Consider the following 4,482-nt stretch of genomic DNA (forward strand, 5'->3'; position numbering starts at 1 on the left):
CTGGATGAGGCAAAGACCCAGACGTGCCTGCGCGAGTATAGCGACACGAGATTGGATATCACAGTAGAGCCTGAGGATCTGGCGTATGTGATTTACACCTCGGGTTCCACGGGGACACCAAAAGGGGTGATGGTGGAGCACCATGCCGTGGCGGCGCATATTCACTGTGTAACACAGTATTTTGGCTTTAACCCCAGTGATAATATCTTGCAATTGACGTCCTTTGCTTTTGATACTTTTATTGAGCAGACATGGGCAGCGCTTATCAGCGGAGGCACGGTGATACTGAGTGAGCGACTGCTGTCTGTGGACGATTTTTTTGCCAGTGTGGTGCGTTTTGGCGTCACCATCACCGATTTGCCCCCAGCTTATCTGGCTGAGTGTCTGTTGCCGGAATATACCGCTCAGTGGCAGACCAGTACGCTGCGCCTGGTCGTGATAGGGGGAGAGGCTGTGTCAGCACAAACGTTACAGCGCTGGTTTGAGCTGGGTTTGCCTCATTGTAAATTGATCAATGGTTATGGCCCCACTGAAGCGGTGGTCACCGCGACGGTGCAGGAACTGGAATTGCAAGATACGAGCGAGCCGAGAATAGGCACTGTTTTTGGTCCGCGTCGTTTGTATGTGCTCGACGCGGATCAACAGCTGGTACCGTCAGGATGTGTCGGTGAGCTTTACATTGGTGGCGCAGCGCTGGCAAGGGGGTATCTGAATCGGCCTGAGGAAACACAGCAACGATTTTTACCCGATCCGTTTAATGCCGGTACACGCATGTACCGCACTGGTGATCTGGTGGCCTATGATAAAGCGCATGCATTGCGCTATCTGGGGCGTGTGGATGATCAAGTAAAGATCCGTGGTTATCGGATCGAGGTGCAAGAAGTGGCGCATCGCATTGCTGAATTAGATGGCGTGCAGGAAGCTTTTGTCATGGTGCAACAGCAAGATGGGCACAAGTGTTTGGTTGGCTACTTCCAGCCAACGCACGATGCGTCGAGCTGCGATGCTGACTGGATAAAGCAGCAACTGCTTCAGAGTCTACCTGACTATATGGTGCCTGCTACTATCCTGGCGGTACCTCAGTGGCCACTTAATCACAATGGCAAGATAGACAAGCAGCGCCTCCCTGTGGCCCAACAAGCGCCGAGCGTGCAAGCCGTCGTAGCGCCGAAAACGTCGACAGAGCAGCAATTGCTAGAAATCTGGCAACATATTTTGCCTGCATCTGGCAATGAGTTCGGCACTCAGGAGAGTTTTTTTGAACTGGGTGGCCACTCTTTATTGGTGGTTCGCATGGTGGCGCAAATCCGTGAAAAAATGGCTCTGGATGTGGCTATTAAGTCTGTCTTTGAGTACCCGACTATCAGCTCATTGAGCGCATATATAGAACGCCTTAGCCCGGATTCGGCAGAGCAATCCGAAATTAAACCAATCGCGCGTGACCGGGCACATTACCCTGTCTCTTTTGCCCAGCAAAGATTGTGGTTTATCGATAAAATGGATGGCGGTAGTGCGCAGTACAATATGCCGATGGCATTTCGTGTTCACGGGGCCTTTTGTGTGCAAAGTGCGCAAACCGCGCTTAATCGGATCATTGCCAGACATGAGTCGTTAAGAACTAATTTTATTGATACTGAGCAGGGACCCGCACAGTTAGTTCATCCACAGCGCAGGCTGAGTGTGACCATAGTGGATCTCACTGAGACACACAACCCGGAGCAAGAAATCAACCAGTTCCTGCACCAGGATGCTTTGCGAGTTTTTGATTTGCAGGCCGACTTATTGATGCGCGCCAGCTATCTTTCTTTGCCTCACCAGAGCGGCATTTTCGTATTAAATATGCATCACATAGTCTCTGATGGCTGGTCTTTGGGTAATCTGTCCAGAGAATTCCTTATTCAATATCAGTCTGTGTGTCATGATACGCCCGATCCGCTAAGCCCATTGGCAATTCAGTATCCGGATTATGCAAGCTGGCAACGAACATGGATAAGTGCAGAGCGCTTGGACCAGCAGCTGGCTTTCTGGCAGTCGCAATTAGACGGGTTGCCAGCAACCCATTCAATTCCTTTGGACCACCCCAGGCCTCAGGAGAAAGGGCTTCATGGCAGCGCGTGTATATCGCATCTGACACAGCAGCAAGTTGAGGGATTGCAACAGTTGGCGCTGCGTAGTCGCTCGACCTTATTCATGGTATTGCACAGTGTCTTAGCAACCCTGATAGCTAAGCTGTCTAATAACTCTGATGTTGTGATTGCCACGCCGGTCGCCAATCGTCAGTCAAGCCAGTTAGAGCCGCTGATAGGCTTTTTTGTCAACACTCTGGTGTTACGGGTCAATGCAAAGCATGACACCTTTAGTGCTTTGTTGCGGCATGTCACAGAAGTGAATCTGGCGGCACAACAACATCAGGATGTGCCATTCGATTACCTGGTAGAGCATTGTCAAATAACCCGGAGTAAGCAACATACGCCAGTGTTTCAGATCATGTTCTCAATGGATACCAGTGATGACGGCACGGATGAAATGGCGATGCAAGACGTGACGTTTGAAGCTCTGGAAGGGTTAGCAAATACCGCCAAGTTTGACCTTGATATCAGCGCTGAACAGGGCGCGGATGGCATGGCCATGCAATGGAATTACGACACCAGCATTTTTAATCATGAGACAGTGGTGCGCATGGCTGAACAATTTGGCAAGCTCGTTGAGCAGGTTGTCCATCAGCCTGACCTCCCTATGGGCCAAATATCGTTGCTGGATGCGCAAACCAAAGAGTCGCTGCTCCAAGCGTCACAGGGGGCGAAGCATGAGCTATCGCAGCAGCTTAGCTTGCCCGCGTTACTGCTTCGTCAGGCACAGGCGACACCTGCTGCGCCGTGCCTAATCACAGCGCAGCAGCAATGGAATTATCAACAATTTAATACACTGACCAATCAGCTGGCCAGATACCTGTCCGGCATGGGAATTGAACCGGGCTGCCGGGTTGCTCTTACAGCAACGCGTTCGGCCATCAACCTGCAATTGCTCGTGGCTATCATGAAATTGGGGGCGGTTTATGTCCCCATTGATCTGAGCTGGCCAGCTGCACGACTTGACTACATTATTGAGGCTGCGGATATACGTTGCGTCATCTCCGAACCCCTGGCTGAGAGTCTGGCTCTGCCTTGTGAGCACTGGGTGATCACAGCAGATATACTAGACAGTGAGGTTGCGCAACAAACACCGAGCGACCTGACTCTGCCGGTCGGACTGTCAGACTTAGCCTATATCTTATTTACCTCGGGTACCAGTGGGGTGCCCAAAGGAGTAATGCAGACACATCGCACATTGGTGAACCTGGCTCTGGATATGCAATCACAGGGGATTGATGGGGCGAAACGCACTTTGCTATTTACGCCCATGACATTCGATGTTTCCTTACAGGAACTGGCGTGTGCATGGCAAACTGGCAGTGCCCTGGTGAGTATTACGCAAAGTCAGAAAGATGATTTGCCGCAACTGGCAAACTTGTTAGAGCAACTGCGTATCGAGCGCGCTTTCATGCCGCCAGCGGTATTGCAGTTACTGAGCGAGACAGCTCACTCCCAGGGGCACACTTTGGCGGATCTGCAGCAAGTCATTGTTGCGGGAGAGGCACTGTATCTTAGCGATGAGATACGTCAATTGCTTCATCGCTGTAATCACCTACAACTGTGGAATCATTATGGGCCCACGGAAACTCATGTGGTAACAAGCAAGCGGGTGGATAGTGTACAGGATCCAATCGCGGTTCCGATCGGTGCACCGATAGCCAATTGTGCAGCCTATATTTTGGATGACTACCATCAGCTCGTGCCACACGGCACAAGTGGCGAGTTATATCTGGCTGGTGCCGGTTTAGCTGCGGGGTACCTTGACCCTGGACAGACTCAGGCGGCGTTTGTTGCATCGCTTAACCCTGAGTTGCCCCATCAGGTGCTATATAAAAGTGGAGACATTGCGCGTTTCAATCACCTCTCGGAGATTGAATATTTGTCTCGCAATGATGAGCAGATCCAGCTGCGTGGTTATCGCGTTGAGCTAAGCGAAATAGAGACCCACCTGTTAGCACTTCCCTGGGTACAGCAGGCAGTGGTGCAGGTGAGCAATGTCGGCAAAGCGGATGCTGCTCTGGTAGCCTATGTGGTTGCAGAGGACACTGCGCAAAGCGCTGAATTGGTGACTAAAATCAAGGCGGCGCTCAGTGACAGCCTGCCCGCTTACATGATCCCCTCGGTGATCATGCTATTACCAGCGCTGCCACTGACTCACAATGGCAAACTGGATAAGCGAGCTTTACCTACCCCAGAGATGCAGCTCGATGAAAGCGCCTGTGTAGCACCGGTCACGCCGCTTGAGAAAACGCTGGTCGGTATCTGGAGTGAGATGCTGAATATACCTGAGCCGCAGCTCAGTAATGAGGCCGATTTCTTTGCCCTTGGGGGGCACTCTTTGTTGGCGGTG

1 protein-coding gene is annotated in these 4,482 nt (G+C 51.6%); it reads left to right on the plus strand.

The features are described 5' to 3' along the window. Positions 1–4,482 (plus strand): non-ribosomal peptide synthetase (locus C3B51_RS23420; protein ID WP_130246566.1); only part of this gene is annotated, 4,482 nt, incomplete at both ends.

Origin of the sequence: Pseudoalteromonas rubra (assembly GCF_004212645.1) — a bacterium.
Classification (GTDB): domain Bacteria; phylum Pseudomonadota; class Gammaproteobacteria; order Enterobacterales; family Alteromonadaceae; genus Pseudoalteromonas; species Pseudoalteromonas rubra_G.